The 17,108-nt window shown below is 47.4% G+C and carries 14 protein-coding genes; 12 read left to right on the top strand and 2 right to left on the bottom strand.

The window, feature by feature from the left end; translation table 11 throughout:
• Window positions 1–16: 16 nt before the first annotated feature.
• From gspL to ACJJH9_RS09145, 5 genes are all read left to right on the top strand, one after another.
• The gene (gene gspL / locus ACJJH9_RS09125; protein ID WP_444925013.1) at window positions 17–1,351 is read left to right on the top strand and encodes a type II secretion system protein GspL; all 1,335 of its coding nucleotides are present in this window, start codon (window positions 17–19) and stop codon (window positions 1,349–1,351) included.
• Window positions 1,352–1,394: 43 nt separating this feature from the next.
• The gene (locus ACJJH9_RS09130; protein ID WP_444884969.1) at window positions 1,395–1,880 is read left to right on the top strand and encodes a type II secretion system protein M; all 486 of its coding nucleotides are present in this window, start codon (window positions 1,395–1,397) and stop codon (window positions 1,878–1,880) included.
• A gap of 225 nt (window positions 1,881–2,105) precedes the next feature.
• Window positions 2,106–2,378 carry an acetyltransferase gene (locus tag ACJJH9_RS09135; protein WP_252085851.1) on the top strand — a complete coding sequence of 91 codons (273 nt, stop codon included), beginning with the start codon at window positions 2,106–2,108 and terminating at the stop codon, window positions 2,376–2,378.
• A 109-nt stretch (window positions 2,379–2,487) separates the two neighbouring features.
• Window positions 2,488–2,691 (top strand): DUF2788 domain-containing protein, encoded by a 204-nt coding sequence (locus ACJJH9_RS09140; RefSeq protein ID WP_252085852.1) that lies wholly within the window; start codon window positions 2,488–2,490, stop codon window positions 2,689–2,691.
• A gap of 45 nt (window positions 2,692–2,736) precedes the next feature.
• Window positions 2,737–4,947, top strand: coding sequence for a hybrid sensor histidine kinase/response regulator (locus ACJJH9_RS09145; RefSeq protein WP_444925014.1), 2,211 nt, complete (start codon window positions 2,737–2,739; stop codon window positions 4,945–4,947).
• Window positions 4,948–5,018: 71 nt separating this feature from the next.
• On the opposite strand, the gene ACJJH9_RS09150 is transcribed toward ACJJH9_RS09145, so the two are convergent.
• Window positions 5,019–8,147, bottom strand: coding sequence for a TonB-dependent receptor (locus tag ACJJH9_RS09150; protein ID WP_444925015.1), 3,129 nt, complete (start codon window positions 8,145–8,147; stop codon window positions 5,019–5,021).
• 237 nt (window positions 8,148–8,384) lie between these two features.
• Between ACJJH9_RS09150 and ACJJH9_RS09155 the strand changes: the two genes are divergently transcribed.
• Window positions 8,385–9,209 (top strand): S1/P1 nuclease, encoded by an 825-nt coding sequence (locus ACJJH9_RS09155; RefSeq protein ID WP_444925016.1) that lies wholly within the window; start codon window positions 8,385–8,387, stop codon window positions 9,207–9,209.
• Window positions 9,210–9,466: 257 nt separating this feature from the next.
• Here ACJJH9_RS09155 and ACJJH9_RS09160 read toward each other — a convergent pair whose 3' ends face one another.
• Window positions 9,467–10,939 carry an endonuclease/exonuclease/phosphatase family protein gene (locus tag ACJJH9_RS09160; RefSeq protein ID WP_444925017.1) on the bottom strand — a complete coding sequence of 491 codons (1,473 nt, stop codon included), beginning with the start codon at window positions 10,937–10,939 and terminating at the stop codon, window positions 9,467–9,469.
• Between the two features lie 491 nt (window positions 10,940–11,430).
• Here ACJJH9_RS09160 and ACJJH9_RS09165 point away from each other — a divergent pair, with 491 nt between their 5' ends.
• The 6 genes from ACJJH9_RS09165 (at window position 11,431) to ACJJH9_RS09190 (ending at window position 16,650) form a co-directional block, all read left to right on the top strand.
• Window positions 11,431–11,820 (top strand): c-type cytochrome, encoded by a 390-nt coding sequence (locus ACJJH9_RS09165; RefSeq protein WP_252085857.1) that lies wholly within the window; start codon window positions 11,431–11,433, stop codon window positions 11,818–11,820.
• Window positions 11,821–11,826: 6 nt separating this feature from the next.
• The gene (locus tag ACJJH9_RS09170; RefSeq protein ID WP_444925018.1) at window positions 11,827–13,218 is read left to right on the top strand and encodes an FAD-linked oxidoreductase, L-gulonolactone oxidase family; all 1,392 of its coding nucleotides are present in this window, start codon (window positions 11,827–11,829) and stop codon (window positions 13,216–13,218) included.
• Between the two features lie 49 nt (window positions 13,219–13,267).
• Window positions 13,268–14,557: a DSD1 family PLP-dependent enzyme gene (locus ACJJH9_RS09175; protein WP_444925019.1), complete on the top strand. Its 1,290-nt coding sequence runs from the start codon at window positions 13,268–13,270 to the stop codon at window positions 14,555–14,557.
• A gap of 95 nt (window positions 14,558–14,652) precedes the next feature.
• Window positions 14,653–15,078, top strand: coding sequence for a hypothetical protein (locus ACJJH9_RS09180; protein WP_444884962.1), 426 nt, complete (start codon window positions 14,653–14,655; stop codon window positions 15,076–15,078).
• 130 nt (window positions 15,079–15,208) lie between these two features.
• Window positions 15,209–15,865 carry a DUF6962 family protein gene (locus ACJJH9_RS09185; RefSeq protein ID WP_444925020.1) on the top strand — a complete coding sequence of 219 codons (657 nt, stop codon included), beginning with the start codon at window positions 15,209–15,211 and terminating at the stop codon, window positions 15,863–15,865.
• A gap of 194 nt (window positions 15,866–16,059) precedes the next feature.
• On the top strand, window positions 16,060–16,650 hold the full coding sequence (locus ACJJH9_RS09190; RefSeq protein WP_252085862.1) for a cytochrome b: 591 nt from the start codon (window positions 16,060–16,062) through the stop codon (window positions 16,648–16,650).
• Window positions 16,651–17,108 lie beyond the last annotated feature (458 nt).

Raw genomic sequence — 17,108 nt, forward strand, 5'->3', positions numbered from 1 at the left:
TAGCCAATAAGATTGTATGTTTAAAAAGAAAAGCGTAAATGAAATCGGCATGCCTGCAGTGCCACCCAAGCCAGCTTTGGTCTTGCTGCGGCTCTCTGAAACTGGCGCCGGTGGGCTCACCTTACATCAGTGGGAGAATGGCTCTTGGTGTGAAGCTGCTCTGGATGATGAATTCCTTTCAGCCTTCAATCCAGAGTTTGAGGCATCGGCTGTACCCGACATCCACCCAGCGTTGAACTTGCCAGAGGGCAGCAAGGCGCTGCTACTTCTGCCTGGTAACTGGGTTTGGAGTGGCGTTGAATCTATCCCCAAAGCAGCTAGACGTCAGGCCAACGCTATTGGCTATATGGTCGAAGAGCAGCTTGCGGAGGATGTAGAAGATCTGCATTTTGTCTGTGCGCCTCGCAATGGTGATATCTGTAGCATTTACGCGATTTCCAAAGACAAAATGGAAATTTTGCACAGCCAGGTGGAGCGACTCGGCTGGCCTTTGACTGCGGCATTACCAGAATATTTACTATTGGATCTACTCGATATTGACCTTTCCCTTTGGTTGGATGGAGAGCAGGCTCATTTTTGGCAGTCGACGGGGCAGGGATTGTCGATCCGCCGCGAATACCTCCAGCCTCTGTTAGGCTCCCTTCTTGACGTAGATAATGCTTCTGAAGAAGGTGCTGATGAGGAGGAAGGGGAAGAGGGCAAAGAACTCCTGTTACTGGGTGGCGGTGAAGAGGACGGTCTTGTTGTTGCCGAGCTGGAATCACTTTTTGCCGATCGCCTACAAGTCAATCAGCGCCCACCTGAAGAAGTTTTTCTTGAGCGTTATAAGCCCGGCAAACTTAGTAATTTGCTCAGTGGCGATTATCAACTAGCCAGCGGCAAAACTGAGTCGGTATGGTGGCTAAAGCCGGCCAAAGTAGCCGCCTTCTGTTTTGCCGCACAACTTCTGTTTTTTGTCGGTGCTGGGGCCTACTACCACTGGCAGGCTGAGCAGGCAGAAGAGCAGGCTAGAGCCATGTTCACAGAGATGTTCCCCAATGTACGTCCCTCGGCCCAGATGCGTAGGCAGCTAAATGGCTTCTTAAAAAATGCGGGGAATCAGGGCGGCGCCTTTACCACCCATATGCAGCAGCTCAGTAAGGTGTGGACTCAACAGCGAGGTAAAGAGTTGCAACTTCAATCACTTCGCTTTGATGGCCAGCGCGGTGAAATGGTATTGCAGCTTAAGGCACAGAACCTCTCAGATTTGGACACTTTTGTCAGCAAGCTGTCTGGCAATGGTTTGCGTGCAGATTTACTTGGTGCCAATGAGTTGAAGAAGGGCGTATCCGGGCGGGTGCGTGTGCGCTAGAGGCGCAAGGTATAAGGCGAAAGAATTCGGTATTTAAAGCAGAATGAAAGAACAAATCGAGCAGTGGAAACAGAAGTGGCAGGCGATGTCACCCAGTGATCAACGCGCCTTGAGCATCCTTAGTCTTTTTGCCGGGGCGCTTTTTATTGTCTATGGCCTTTACAGTCCGGCCAAAGGTTTTTTCGATGAGTCTCGCGCGCGAGCAGAGGAGTCTCAGGAGCTGGTTCAGTGGATGGAGTCCCAGCGACCCGTGCTCTCCCGTGTTAAACCCAATGGTGGGGGCGGCCAGGCTTCCGGCACTTTGTTGCAGCGGGTAACTAATGCGGCCAAGCAAAACCGGGTCACGATTAAACGATTTGAGCCCGAAGGGGAAAATCGTATTCGTCTATGGGTTGAGGAGGTGCGCTATCAGGATCTTCAGCCATGGTTAAACCAGTTGATGAAAGAACAATTGGGTGTTCGCACCATCAACCTTGATGCCTTGCCGGAGCAGGGTATGGTTTCCGCTCGCCTGACTATTGAGGGCTAAAGGAGCCCTATCATTTTCTATAGAATTTGGAGAAGTCCGGATAAGATTAGGCTTCTCCTTATCAATCCATATGTGTTCTGCAGATCACAAGCTCTTTACAATTATGTGCTCCTCCTTGCCCTGTAGCTGCATTTCTTTTTTACATCTTTTCAATAAACCCTAATTTAGCCAGAATTGTCGCCAAAAGCCCTATACTGAAGATGGGAAGTGGAAAAAGGTGCCACTATGCTTTTTAAAGATGTAACCACCAAGCACTTGGTTGAGGTGGCAGATGTTGTCACACTCTCGAATCCCTATGAGCTCACGGTAGTTGGCCGCTATCTGTGGGGGGAAGAGGTACAAGACCCAGAAGTTTTCGATAAAACAGACTTATGTTTTCTGTCTGGTGAGCCACTACCAAGATGTTGGCACGATAGCCGCTATCGTGAGAAGGAAGTGCGTCGTTTGCGCTGTGGAACCCACGCGCAGGAAGATGGTGACTATTATCAGGGTGCTTGAACTGCCAGTCATGTTAATGGGTGAGCTGACCGACTGTATTCGGCCAAGTCTTACCTGTAGCCGTTAAGCGCTGTACAATGCGCGCCAATTTTTACAAGCGAAGATTTGCATGACTTTTGAGCAGTTTGAAGAGTATTCCCTGTGGTTGGGAATTGGCGCACTAATCTTATTCATGGTGTTTATCGTCTGGAACCTGGCCAAGGATTCTAAAGCGGGTAGGTTTGGCACCTTTATCCTGTTTCTGGCACTCGGTCTTGGACTGCTCGGCTTTATTATAAAAACAGTACTGGTTGAAGTACTTGGGATAGGCTAGGGACCTCTATGTCACCGGATACCCAATGCTCCAGGGAAGGTCGCTATGACATTATTTGATCGCCCTGAACTCAAGGTGCAGAAGGATCGGCGTATTTGCCGTGCCACCGATATGCGTATCGCCAAATATAGCCGGCGAGGCATGGTGCTCTCATTCTGTGCATTTTTGATCGCGGCCACCATCGGTGATATGCGCCTGGAAGCTCCGCGCTTATTGCTGATTCTAGGGGCCGGGTTAGTGGTTCTCACGCTGATCCGCGGTTACTACGTTTTTCGTTTTGGTCATTTGTATAGTTCGGGACCCAATCGCTGGCGTAATCATTACTTTTTTGTATCGATTCTTGGCTCTATCTGGTGGGGCCTGACTTTATTCTATTTTGTTTACTATATGGGCTTTGCCCCAGAGACCCACTTTCTGTGGATCTATACCGTCATCTTTTGCTCCAGCGTGACTACGGTATTCTCGCCTTATCACCGTTTTCTCACTTGGTTTACGGTTACTTCTCTACTGCCAGCGGCATTGATGGCTCTTTTCTCTGGCATGATCCTCGGCACTATTTACGGGACGCTCACTCTGGCCTTTATCTGGCTGACCGCTCACCAGGGGCGGCGAGAGTCGGAGAATTATTGGGAGCGCCTGTCGGCTATGCAGGAGTTGCAGCAGCGTGCGAGCAGCCTGGCTGCAGCACGAAAGCACTCTGAAGCGGCCGTTGAATTGACGAATGAATTTATTGTTAATATTGGTCAGGAATTCCGCAGCCAGCTTTCTGATGCCTTGGGGGCCTTGTCTCTTTTGGAGGCAGAACCGCTCAGCGAGCGTCAAAAAGAGTGGGTGGGGCTGGCCAAAAATGCCAGCAGCCAACAGCTTAAGCTAGTGGACAATGTGGGGCTCTTTACCCGCGTTGCTCGCAAAGATATCCGTATGCGCCAGGGGCCATTTAACCTGGTCAAAACCATTGAAAAGTCCTTCAAGTTCGCTGCGCGAGCAGCCCATAGTCAGTCTTTGGAATTTAACTTTCAGATTGATGACAGCCTGCCGGTGATGGTCACTGGCGATAATCGTAAAACAGCTCAGTTGATTCGCAATCTGGTGGACTCGGCTACGGGAATTGCCCAACGGGGAGAGCTTTGGGGCGAAGTGAGTTTTACCCCGATCACCTCTGTAGAAGGGCAGTTGAATATTACTCTGAAAGATGACGGCCGCGGTGAAATCCTGCCCGATGAGAGCGAGCTGTTTGGCGCTTTTTCCAGAATGGATACCAATCAGGTAACTACAGGTTTAGGGCTGTCTATCGCCAAGGGTCTGGCGGAAGCTATGGGGGGGTATCTACAACTGCACTCCAATCAAGACGGTAACCGCTACCAGGTCGTAGTCAAATTTACTATTGAACCTAATCAGCGTACCTACTTAACCCCGGACCGCCGTTTGCAGGATAGTGAGGTTTTACTGATACACCAAAAGGGCCTGTTTATTTCCGGCTTGATGCAGATGCTGCGCTCCTTTGGTATGGACGTAAAGTCCCAGCGCTGGTGTGAAGGTTGCGAGTGTGAAGTACAGCAGCTCCTTCAGCAGGCTTTGGAGCGAGGGCAACTGATCATGTTGGTGCCCGCCATGGGCGATGAGATACTCTTTGAATCAGTTACACCATTCTTTGAAAAGACTCATGCTGAGGACCGTGATTGCCCATTGATATGCCTGGGCGGCTTTGGTCAAAAGTCCTCTTTTACGGAATTGCAAAGACTCGTACCTTCAGCTCTCTACCTGGGACGACCGGTAACCCGTAAGGAGTTACACGATACTCTGGTGGAGAGAATCTTTGGCGGCGCCAAGCGAACTACTCGGCGTGTAGTAAAAGGTGGTGCCGACCAGCCACGGCAATATTCCCTGCTGTTGGTGGAGGACTCCCGTCCACATCAGTGGGTAACGGAAGAGATGTTGCAGGCACTCGGTTACCAGGTGGATATCGCCAGCAATGGAGAGGAGGCCTTGCTGCGTTTATCAGAGGGGCATTACGATCTGGCCCTGGTAGATTGTCAGCAAAATACCGATCACAGTGCCGAGATAATCGAGATACTGCGCCGATGGGAAACAGAGCACAGGCCTGATGATCGATTACCAATCGTTGCTTTAACCAGTACCACGGAAGAACAATTCGAAGGGCGTTGTTTAGCGGCAGGAATGGACGATTATCTAACCAAACCCCTGAGCAAGGATCTGTTACGGGAAACCTTGGCCCGTTGGTTGGGTAGCGCCTAGAGTTGCTGAACTAGGATTATTTAATAATTGGATAATAGAAAGCCGCGGCAATTGCCGCGGCTTTCTTATGGTTAGAATTCGTAGCGAACGCCTATACGAGCGCTCCAATAAGACGGTTCAGCAACCCGTGTCTGGCCTGATGGCTCTAAGAATTTATTGAAAACGTAGCGGCCTTGATCATCGATATCAGCCTCTACAGCGGCCTGATAGCGCGGGAAGTCTCCTTCATACATCACGCCCCAATCATCGTTAATCAAGTTCCCCAGATTTTCTACGATAAAGTAGGCGTTGATCCTGTCATCCGCGCGCCAACCGGGTAATTCCTGGTCAATACGTAGGTCGAACTTGGTCCACCAATCACTATGGATTTCATTTCGCTCCATAATCTGACCGCGATCAAGATCTTCAGAATCAACAAAAGCGAAAAAGGCTTCAGTATCGAAGTCTTCAGCAAATACTACATTTGCGTCATCGCTACCGGTTGGTATGTAGAGTAGGCTGCGGCCGGAGCCTACATCGCCAAATAAGCCGCCGCCAAAGGTATAGCTATAGGGTAGCCCTTCATTTGCACTGCCAAACAAGGTAAAGCGCGTTTCATAGCCTGCAAAAAACTCGTGAGCGTAGTCCATTTTGAGAGTGAAGCGGTGGGGTACCACATAGTTGGAGGTAGCGGCCCCCGGATTCTCAGCATCGACAGTTGCAATTTTGGTGTAGTTAGACCAAGCCACAGAACTGGTCATTGGATTCACATCCTCGGCTTCTGTGTAGGCATAGCCCAAGGCTACATTGAGACCAAAGTCGAAGGATTTGCTTAGACCCAGGGATAGAACGCTGGAAAAACCGGAATCTCCTTTTACGTTAGTGAGCATAAAGTCTCCGCTACGACCATTGGCGCTTTCATAAATTGGGCGCCCATCCACAGCAGTATCCACTTGTTGCAGGGATATATCGCGGACAATGGCAGCATCTTTATAGTCGCTATAGAGGTAGTCAGCAGAAAGCAAATAGCCGGATTCAAACTCGTAACTAGCGCCGATGGCATACTTCCAAACTGAAGGGATTTCGAAATCCGGGTCCATTAGATTGACGCCACCGGATCTTCCCTCTCCATTGGCAACCTGGTCATATAGATTTTGCGGTATGTCATAGATGGGGCGGCCACTGCCAGTCCAGTCCATATCGAAGAGCGGGGTTCCACTACTATCGGTGGTTTCTATCTGCAATACCCCGTTGTTGGAATAATTGTTGGAAATCCAAACGTTGGGATTGCCACCAGAATATAGGCCCAGGCCACCGTGTAGCTCCAGGCTGTCATTGACATTCCAGTTGAGACCGAGACGTGGCTGTAAAAGGTCTATGCCATCCATATTATGCTGGTTACTGAAACCGTACGTTTCTGTGATATCCAGATTCTTCACCGGCCTATCGCCGCTGCTGTAGCGGTCATAGCGCAAGCCTGCTACGACCGTGAGATCAACTTCGGCAAAAGTGTATTCATCCTGCAGGTAGAAAGTATTGATGTCATAAGCAAACTCTGCTGCAGCATCCAAGGGATTATTGGTGAAGGCAGCATTTTCATAGATAATTTTGCTGGCAACGCCGTTTTCAAAATCTTCGATACTAGCAAACCGGTACTCCCCCTGTGCTTCCTGAATAAACAGGTTAAATACATCGAAACTTTCATGTTCGTAGCCGGCGGTGAGATTGTGCTCACCCAGCAATAAGCGCCCGGCGAGTTTAATGCTCAAATTATCGTAACTCAGCTTATTGGCATGGCGGGAGTCATCAGATCCCAAGTAAACCGTTGCGCTCTTTAGGCCTTCTTCGTCCTTACTGGTGACCTGGACTTCACCAAATTCAGTACCACCGAGAGAGAGTTGCCAGTTATCCAACTCTGAATAACCGATCTTCATTTCAGTAGAAAAGATATCGCTCCAATCGGAAAATAGCTGAACAATATAAGAATTTAGTTCGGCACCGCGCTCATAATAATGATTGGATAGCTCTAGCTCATTGTAGTCGTCGTCGGATTCGGCAATAGAGTAGCCATCGTTGTAGTTATAGGTAAGAGAGGCTCGATGATTATCGCTGATATTCCAGTCTAGCTTGATCAGCAATTTCTCATCTTCTTCCGGCAGGCTTGAGGGGAGTCCGCCAGGGTTATAATCGTACACATCATTCGCGATGCGCACGATTTCCTGCAGCTGCTCCTGAGATACGCCCTCAACCTCAGAGGGAGAATTACTGCCTGTTGGTCCCCGGTCAAAAGTAGCGACACCTTCTAGCTTTTCGTAAGCGGTGAAGAAGAACAGTTTGTCCTGGATAATGGCTCCACCTAAGGTAGCGTTGTAGCGCTTCTCATCAAAACCCGCTACAGGGAAGTCTTCACCCTCAAGAGAGTCTCCACGGAAACCATCATCGGTATAGTCATAAAAGAATGAACCATGCCACTCATTGCTGCCGGATTTGGTCACTGCATTGATGTTACAGGCGCTGAATCCGCCGTACTGCACATCGAATGGAGCCAGCTCTACAGCAACTTGCTCGATTGCATCGTATGAGAAGGGCATACGCTCTGTTGGATAGCCATTGCTATTCAAGCCAAAGTTGTCATTCATGCGCACCCCATCAACAGTTAGGCTGTTGAAGCGCGGGTTGGCGCCAGTACATTGAATAGAGTCATAGCTGGCTTCGTCGATGTAAACTCGTGGGTCCAGGCGTAGCAAGTCCTTGATATCGCGGTTTACTGCGGGTGCACTGGCTAGGTCATCGCTATTGAAGTGAGATGCCGGGCCTACCGCTAGTCGGGAAGTAGTGATAGCTTGGCCAAGCACGCTGACTTCCTCAAGGTTACTTGTGTCGAGGGATACCATCAGGGGCAGGGTATCGCCTACTGAGAGATAAATATCTTCAAAGGTACGATCCCCCTGTTCGGTTTCAATTGTGACGGTATAAGGGCCTCCTACACGCAAACCACTGAGATTAAACTGTCCTGATTCTCCTACCTCGGCCACTCGCCGACTATTGGATGGCGCGTGCACTACAGTAATTTTTGCATCGCTGATGGCTTCGCCTGCGCTACCAGTAATAGAGCCGCGAATGGCTGCGGCAGTTTCCTGAGCGTAAGAGGCATGTGTTGAACCAATCGCGGAGATAATCGCGGCGGATAAGCACATGCGCCGGAAGATAGAAGGTTTCATAACTAAATCCTGGTCTTTAAGTGGGCCAACAGCGTGGCTTTGAGAGAACTGGTTGTAATCGGCTCCCGAGACTCATCCCCAGGTCTCGGCCAGAGTGCTTTTTAGCGGGTGAAATTGAAGGGCTGGTTAACGATTTGTTGCAATTTTGTAACAGGTTCGTGAGATGGCATTGATGCATACCAATTTGTCACAAATGTTTATTAAGCTTGCCGCAAATTTCTGCAGTGGATGATTGAGATGATTAACCTAAAAAAAATAATTTGTATAAATATTCTATTGGTTGGGCTGCTCAGCACCCTAAAAGCCCATGCTTGGGGAGATGATGGCCATAGAGTGGTTGGAGAAATCGCTTGGCATTATTTGGCACCTAATGTAGCCGCAGAAGTTGAATTGTTACTTGATGAGGTTGGGGAACCACATCTGGCAGAGTCAGCCACCTGGGCGGATCGTATTCGTTCCAACGAGCAATATAATTGGGCAGCGCCCATGCACTATATCAATCTATCCCGTGACTGGAACCGCTATGACGCGGAGAGGGATTGCCCTCCAACAGGGTGTATTGTCAAAGCCATTCAGCAGTTTGAAGAAGTTCTTGCAGATCGCACCCGGTCAGGGACAGAGCGTGCCGAGGCCTTAATGTTTATTGCGCACTTTGTAGGGGATCTTCATCAGCCGCTACACACAGGTCTTTATTCGGATCGTGGTGGCAACGATGTATTCGTGCACTTTTATGGAGAGGAGACCAATTTACACGCTCTTTGGGATATCCATCTTGTCTCAAGAGTGGTTACCGATTGGCAGGGTTATGCAAAAGAACAGACAGAAAAAATTGGTGCAATCCAGAGCCAGCTTTGGCAGTCTACAGATGCAACAGACTGGGCAAAGGAGTCCCATCAGTTGGCTCATAAACTGGCATATACCAATGAAACTCAATTGGGGGAAAAGTACTTCTTGCGCTGCAGGGATTCCTTAGAAATGCGTCTACAGCAAGGTGGTGTGCGCTTAGCTGCCGTACTTAACAAAGTTTTGGGGGGAAGATCATTGAAGATGGTCGATCGATAATTAATCTAGTGGTTTTATTGTGGTGTTAGCCTCCACGAAATAAGGGAAACTAGCATCCATCGCTCATTGCGTGAAGGAGTTTTCCTAATTACCGGCTTAAGGATGGCAGATTCTAAATAATGCAATTCGAGCTCTTTTGACAATTAAAGTGCCCATCCAAGCCCGAATTGCTTCTAAAAACTGGACATTAGTTTAGAGCTACTTCTCCATGAGTATGTGAGTGCAAAAGCAACTGTTTGGAAGTATTTGAATACATGCTATCTCCCAAGCTCAACCTGGAAGAACTCCCAGGCTAACTGATTATCTGATGCGGACAGGTTACGATTTGCGTCCGCCATCACATATTTTCCGTGGGCTGTTTTCAAAGTGATTTTGTCATTTTGATTTAAACAGGCCCATCCGTTGGAATGGTTGTAAAGGACAAATTTCTCCCAGCCTAAAAGCACACTGGCTCTTACATCGACATTATGGTTGTTATGTGGAGTGGCACGTAAGTAATGACCGTTATGGGCGCGCAGTGAAACCGTGTCACCACTCTGAATACAGCGGTGATCCACCCACTGCTGGGTGTTCCCTTTTTGCTCCAGCGCAAGAGTAAAAGTCTCCCATTCTGCAGCCGCAGCAGGCATATTTTTTGCCTCATCGTTACCACCGTAGACAGCCTGAATACGTGTGTTGTGGTGGGTATTAAGCAGGGAAGCTGTATGTGCCCTCGCATAAGTGGATGAATAGGCGGCAGCGTGATTGGTCCAACTTAATGTTGCCGTAATGGGGTTGTGATCACTGATGCTCTGGTGGACTTCATCATACCGGTTGGTAGAGAAGCTAATTTGCGAGTTGCCGCGAAAAGCAATATGGTCAACTCCCTTACAGGGTCCCTTTACATCGTTAATATTCGTATTACCTGCGGCATAACTTACCTGGCTACAGGACCAGGTTAAGCCCAACTCGGAAGCCCAGCGCCCCAACTCCGACTGATTAGGGCCTGGCTGCCAGCCGCCGTTGTCAATCCATGCATTAAAGTCGCCCATTACAATCACTGGATATCCGGCCGAATTTTGTTGAATAAAATGTTTAAGCTGGTTGAACTGGCCTGTTTTCTCCTGGCCGTTACTGGTGTCCATGTGAGTATTGTAAAAGTGTACTTTTAGGTCCTTGGCTAGCTGAACTTCAGTGAAGGTGAAGCCTTTTTCCGTCTCACAATCGGGACTTGAGCCGTTTGTGATAAAGTCTGAGTAGGTACCCTTACAGCTTGAATACTCAACATGCAGCTGCCTGCCATTAATAGGGTGTTTGCTAATAGTGCTTAAACCATCGCCAAAACTGAAGACTCCGCCCTGGAAATGATCACTTCGATAAGGATATTCTGTTTGGCTAAGGGGAGACATCACCGCGTAATTTCTGACCCAGTTTTCCTGGAGTCCGACAATATCGTAGGCCTGCCCGGCAATATAGGTGGATGAAAATAGAGATGCCTGGCCATCAGAAATACCCTGTAAACCTTCAGGAAAGCCCTTTATGTTGGCTGCCATTACTCTAATTTGGCCACTTTGCCCAGCCAAGCTTCCCGGCCTGCTATAGGCTTGATTGCCCACAGTGCCGGTAAAACCTACTTGAGTGCTGGAACTAACCAGAATATCCCATATTTCTGACAAAGTTATTGCTGAAGCAGAAGCGCTTAGGCCCAGGCTTCCTACGATAAGAGCTGATCTTAATAGTTTGTTTTTCATTTTATTGTTATCCGTTATTTAAATTGTCCGATTTTATTATTCTATAAATGGTGTATCTCGGATATCGTCTATTGATTGTGCGTGGTAAAGGGAACGATTTTTAATTAATTGTGGGGCCTCCTTAACTGACTAATTTTACTAGCAATATTTAAGCGACTTTTATTTGGCGTCTACCGAACGGATAAAAGACTTCAGCAATAGATACTAATTGTCATTTCATCAATAAGTAAGATAGAAAGAGTTTTAGCGGGCTATGGCCAAAATAAAAGGTTGGGCAAGCGTACTAGAAAGCAATTGCCGGAATAATAAAGGATTGGCGATATGAGTGGATACCGAATTAGTAAATTTTAAAATCAATAATAGACTGAGCAGTTCCGCTTGTTGTCTTAGCTGCCAGCCTGATTAACAATGGTTGCAGTTTAAGTACACAACGCCCACCTCAGGCTCCAGAGCCTGGGAAATATTAACAATAATGTAGTAGGTGTACATACATGGAACTGGTAGGACCTCACCGGAGCCTAAGGCTCTTCTGCGCCCCTCTTATTGTGGCTTTACTGACGAGTGGTTGCTCGGAATCCTCCGACAGTAGCCCTAAAAACCGTTTGGCCTTAGCCCAACAAGCGCTGACTTTGGCGCCCGCTGATCCAGAAATTGCTGAAATCTATCAGCGAACCTGTCGAAGCTGTCACAGCACTGGGGTCAGCGCTGCGCCACTCACTGGGGACATTGCCGGCTGGGAACCGCGTCTCGACAAGGGAATGGATGTATTGGTTGAAAACGCAATTAATGGTTTCCAGGGGATGCCGCCACTGGGTCTTTGTTTCGAGTGCTCACCGGAGCAGTTTGAACAGTTAATTGCCTTTATGGCCTCTGCGGAGTAAGGGATTATGCAGCAGTCACGTCGCCGCTTTATTACAACTATTGCCGCTGGTTCTACAGCTATCGCTGCTACTCCAATCTCCTCTATGGCACGCACCTTGGTACAGGCGAGTGACCCAGTAAAGCGTAAGGGTATCCGCTGGCGCAACTGGTCTGGTTCGCAAGACTGCCTGCCTAGTGAACGTCTGGCACCAAAGACAATCGCCGAACTACAGCAACGTGTAGCTGATGCTAAAGGTACTGTTAGAGCTGTGGGGGCTGGGCACTCCTTCACGGCCTTAGTGCCCACCAATGACACCATTCTCTCGCTCGGGCGTATTAGCGGTGTGGCCGATCATAGTAGCGAAACCACCCAGGCTACGATTTACGCGGGTACACGTATAGCCGATCTTGGCCAGCCGCTTGAAGATATTGGTCAAGCCTTGATTAATCAGCCGGATATTGATGAGCAAACTCTCGGCGGATGCCTGGCCACTGCCACTCATGGCACTGGGGCCGGTTTAGGTTGTATGTCCAGCTATGTAACGGGATTGGAGCTGGTTACGGCAGATGGCAGCACTCTGTGGTGCGATGCAGAGCAAAACCCAGAGACTTTCATAGCAGCCAAAGTTTCCCTGGGTAGCCTGGGGTTAGTGACCAAGGTGCGTATGCAGAACCAGTCCAGTTACAAACTCCGGCGAGAATCCTGGGTGGCTCCCATGGGGGAGGTGCTTGAGCAGGCGGAGACACTGGCGGAGTCAAATCGCAATTTCGAGTTTTACTATATTCCTTTCTCCGGAATGTGTATGGCTGATACGCACCAATTAACAGATGAAGAGATCTTTACCACCGCGCGTGAAGATACTAACGAAGCTGTAATGACCCTTAAAACTGTTCGAGACTGGCTTGGCTGGTCGCCCAGATTACGGCAATACGCCTTACAGTCTGCAATGGAGGATATTGAAAAGGAGGTGGTTGTGGAGTCCTCTTGGCGAAACTACGCCAGTGAGCGAAATGTTCGCTTCAATGAGATGGAATACCACCTTCCCAGGGAAGCCGGACTGGCCGCTTTTGAGGAGCTGCGCCGTACAATCGAAGAGAACAATCTTAATGTGTTCTTTCCTATCGAAGTGCGCTTTGTAAAGGGGGATGATATTTGGTTGAGTCCCTTCTATCAGCAGGGTTCCGTATCAATTGCGGTACACCGTTACTTTGAGGAGGATTACCAGCCCCTTTTTAAGGCACTGGAACCCATTATGCGCAAGCATGGCGGCAGACCGCACTGGGGGAAACTTAATACCTTGCACCGGCAGGACCTGGCTGGTTTATACCCCCGCTGGCAGGATTTTCTTGAGGTAAGACGTGAGCTTGACCCTAAAGGAAAATTTTTAAACCCGTACCTGAAAAAACTAATTGGTTGATAGGGCCCTTATTCATCTCAGGGCTGAAGAGAGACTAGGGGAGCGAACTGTGCAGAAAACGCGGAGAAAATTTTTACTGGGCGGAGCGGCATTGGGGGTTGCGGCCGCATTTCCTTTGTTAAGGCCTAAAGCTTTGGGGCAGGGGGGGCACACTAACTATTTTCAAAGTCTCTCTAAGGCTCTGGATTCCGCAGGTTTCTCTGGTCCCACAATGGTAGTGGATTTAAACCGCCTGAGAGCCAATGCGACTGTACTTTCTGGGCATCTAAATGGGCACTTTGACTATCGAGTTGTTGCCAAATCGTTACCAGCTCTGGGGTTACTGGAGGCGGTTGCAAAACAGACTGGTACGCAGCGGTATATGGTTTTCCATCTACCTTTTTTGCAACAGTTGGCGCAGTCACAACCACAGGCAGATATTTTGCTGGGTAAGCCTCTTCCGATTGCTGCGGCCAAGAGCTTTTATAGCCGCCCAACAATCAGTGGATTTGACCCTAGAACACAACTTCAGTGGCTGATTGATAGCCCTAGGCGGCTACAACAGTATGCGGCACTAGCCGGCAGCCTTGAGCAAAGGTTACAAATCAATATTGAGTTGGATGTGGGGTTGCACCGCGGTGGAGTCAGCGATGCTCGGGACCTTACTGAAATGCTCAATATTATTAAGGCAGAACCACTGCTTACTCTGTCGGGATTTATGGGCTATGACGCCCATGCGGCTAAGATGCCGGGTATTTTAGGTGGCCCAGAGAAGGCCATTGATCGCGGTTTGGAGATTTATACTCAGAGGCTTGAGCAAGCTAAACAATTGTTGGGTGACCAGTATCCTAAAAGGTTGACGTTGAATGGCGCCGGCAGCCCGACTTACCAGCTTTATAAATCACGCTCAGATAGTGCACCCTGTAATGAGCTGGCGGCAGGTTCCTGTCTTGTTAAACCTACAGATTTTGATATCCCCACCCTCAGTGATCACAAGGCGGCTGCATTTATCGCCAGCCCAGTATTGAAGAAGTTACCGCAGACTCAAATTCCTGGTTTGGAGAAACTAACGGGTACGATGCGCTGGTTAAACCCAAATCGCGAGCAGACATTCTTTATCTCTGGGGGGTATTGGAAGGCGCTGCCCGAATCTCCAGTGGGTCTTTCGATCAATCCTATTTATGGACGCTCTACAAATCAGGAAATGCTCAATGCTTCCAATCAGGTTGTCCTACAAGAGGATGACTGGGTTTTCCTGCGACCAACACAAAGTGAATCTGTATTTCTTCAGTTTGGGGATATAGCTGTGTATGACAAAGGGGAGATCGTGGAGCGCTGGCCTGTATTAAGTAACTCCTGAAAAAACATCTTTACATGGTTCTAAATAGATGACGCTGTACTGTATATAGCCGTATGTAATCACAAGTAATTATTATAATAAATTTGGAGAGTAACGTGATCTTTGAGCTGGTTTTAGTGCTAAATACTATTTGGTTTTTAATGGGTTTCAATGTTTTCTCCTTGCGGGGAAAGATTTTTGCCAAGCTGGTTGTTCCTAGAGAGCATAGGGATACCCCTGTCTTTGGAATACTGGCTGAGTCAGGTAAATTTCTAGGCGGGTTTAATTTTTCATTGGCGCTAATGAGTATTCTTTTATTGGTTAATCACGCTTCCTTTTCCGGGGATATTCAAAGATCTATATTGCTTTTTGTTTTTTCTGTTACACATGGTTCTCAGTTTATTTATAACTTGCCTGTCGCGCTAAAGAACCGAAGAGGGGGTGGACCTTGGAAAGTGAAAGGTGTGATGAAGTTTATATTTATTATGGACTTTATCATGATGATGATTAATTTAACCCTGGCGCTTTGGTATTGGTTGTAATGAGGCTGGTCGTTGGGTGTCGGCTAGTGTTGCCATTGCTGTTATGGGTGGCTTATACGGTTTAATAGATGATGCGATATTGAGTGGTATTTCCCATATAAATATACTGCGTTGGAGGGATGTGAAATAGGTGCTTAAGTTAACAGATGTGCCTACTGAACAAGTTTCGGCAATAACAGACTTGATATTAGCTGTATTGGCGTTGTTTATATTTCTTTATTTTATTAGGCCGGAATTCAAGTCCGGCTGGAAGAGAAATTGCTGGATTTGTTTCTTTGGGGTGATGTTTATCGTTGGCCTATTGGGTTCGGTAATTCATGGCTTTCAGATTGCCGGACCTGAAAGAATATTCATGTGGCATATTTTATTTTTTTTCCTCGGTCTTTTTCTGGTGTCGTTTACACTCGCTATTATTGGTGATCTTGCCGGTGAGCGAATATTAAGAAAATTATTGCCCTACATATTTTTAATTGGCCTGATATTTTATTTCATTGCAGTATCTAGAATTGATGGTTTCATAGTATTTGTGGGTTATCAAGCGTTAGTGATGATTCCTGTTGTTATTGGTTATACATGGATGGGGGTTATGGGGCGTTTACCCGGGGCTTGGTATATGGTTATTGGCGGGTTTATTTCTCTCCTGGCTGTGGTATTACAAGTCAGAACAGCTTTGGAGTTTACGTTTATTTGGACGTTTAACCACAATAGTCTTTATCATATGGTTCAAACAATAGGCGTATTGTTCTTTTTTGCAGGAATAAGAAAGTCACTGCAGGCATCAATATGATTTTTTACGCAATTTAATTCTTTAGGTTTTTATGAATCGAAATCCTCTACTCAAAGTGCTGTGATCTATAGGGGGGCAGAGAAAAGGCGCTCTCCTCCCCCTAAGTATTCATGATTGAAGCTTTATAATAAGGCCTCGGGCCAGCTTAAGGTTTATAGTGTCTTAGGCTGCACAATTTATAAAGAAGGCATTCTATGGGCGCCCGAAATACTATCTATGAATATGGGGCAGTTGCTAAGTGGCTTCATTGGATAATAGCATTCTTAATTCTAGGATCTTACGTCAGTGTCTATTACCTCCAATGGTTTACTGAAGAGGATACCCCAGCAAACTGGATTGCCTTACAGCTGCACTTGTCTATTGGTATAACGATTGGTGCTTTTGTACTGTTACGGATATTTTGGCGTTTGACTAATCCCACTCCGAAACTGGAACCTGGCTCCAGGCTAGAGCACTTTGCCGCGCATACAGGCCATTTTCTGTTATATGTAGTCATGATACTTGCACCATTAACCGGATACCTAGGAACTGGGGTGAATACTGAGTACTTTTTCCTGTTTGAAATCCCTCAGTTTGCTGACACTTCCCTTTTTGCCCACCTTGTTCAGAATAAAATGGGCTTGACCTTCAAACAGTTCGAAGAACCTATCGATTTCATTCATAAGGAAGTGCTGGGTGAATGGCTTATCTGGTTACTTATTTTGGGGCACTTCTTGGCAGCCCTTTATCATCACTTTATAAAGAAAGACCGTACACTGATTAGGATGACTACGGGTAATCAGTGAAACAAGTACTCTTATAAAGTCGTTTACCTTGCCCGTGATTTAAATGGCTCTACTATATGTTCGTTGGTCGATAACAATTAAGGCAGAGTACTCTGTTTGACCCTTGATAATGTTGCAGAGACCAGGAATGTATTTTTGAAAATCAGTTGTGCCTGCATTAAGGTTTTATTTATGACTCTAGTGAGGAAATTACTTTACCTAATCGCATCCTCAAAGATATAAAAGGCTTTACTGGTGATTAAGTCCAGTATCTGAAAAGTTGCAGGGGCTGATAATCTTGGTCTTTCATACCTATGTAAGCGCTATTGAGTTAAAAAGTTCTCCGCACCTGACAGAGTATTGAGGCTAGTATTGGCGCCAGATTTCCGTGCCGTTCCCGCAATTGATGTTTATATAAATTTTGGAGATCCTTCTAAGGAAATATGAATGTTTATTGTACTGAGTAATTTGCATATATT

Source organism: Microbulbifer mixtoriginis (SeqCode), from assembly GCF_052466715.1.